Below are 642 nucleotides of genomic sequence, written 5' to 3'. Positions count from 1 at the left end.
CAAGCCGCCGCGGCGCGTGCGTGAGCAGGATGATGACGACGTCGTGGTCGTTCGCCGCCCGCCGCCGCGCGTGGTGTACGAGCCGCCGCCACCGCCGCCGGTCAGCATCGGCATCGGCATTGGCCTCGGCGGGTTCGGTGGCGGCCGCGGTGGCAACTATGGCGACCACGGCGGTCGGGGTAGATACTGAGGTGGCGATAGGGTAATCGATCCCGCAAGCGTTGCGCTGCGCTTGCGGGATCGATTACCCTATCGCCACCTCAGTATCTACCCCGACCGCCGTGGTCGCCATAGTTGCCACCGCCGCCGGTCAGCATCGGCATCGGCATTGGCCTCGGCGGGTTCGGTGGCGGCGGCTCGTACACCACGCGCGGCGGCGGGCGGCGAACGACCACGACGTCGTCATCATCCTGCTCACGCACGCGCCGCGGCGGCTTGCGATCGACGCGCTTCGGTGTATCAGGCTCGACGCGCCGGACCGGCGCATTCACCTTGATCGGCTGCTGCTGCGGCGGCTGCACGTTGCACGGGCACATCGGCGCGGCGAGCGCAACGTTTTGCGGCAGGGCTGCGTTGGCAGCCGTTACAGCCGGCGTGAAGTCGGGACGGTTACGCAGCCGCTCCTCCAGCTTGCGCGCGGTC

At 69.9% G+C, this 642-nt stretch carries 2 pseudogenes; one reads left to right on the top strand and one right to left on the bottom strand.

Annotated elements, in window-relative coordinates:
• Positions 1-190 (top strand): annotated as a pseudogene (locus J6524_RS37035) (caspase family protein); the annotation flags it as partial.
• 70 nt (positions 191-260) lie between these two features.
• Here J6524_RS37035 and J6524_RS37030 read toward each other — a convergent pair.
• Positions 261-642, bottom strand: a pseudogene (locus tag J6524_RS37030) (caspase family protein); the annotation flags it as partial.

It is taken from the genome of Bradyrhizobium hereditatis, assembly GCF_020329435.1.
Classification (GTDB): domain Bacteria; phylum Pseudomonadota; class Alphaproteobacteria; order Rhizobiales; family Xanthobacteraceae; genus Bradyrhizobium; species Bradyrhizobium hereditatis.
The sequence above is the reverse complement of the archived record's forward strand: the minus strand, read 5'-3'. Positions and strand labels throughout refer to the sequence as shown.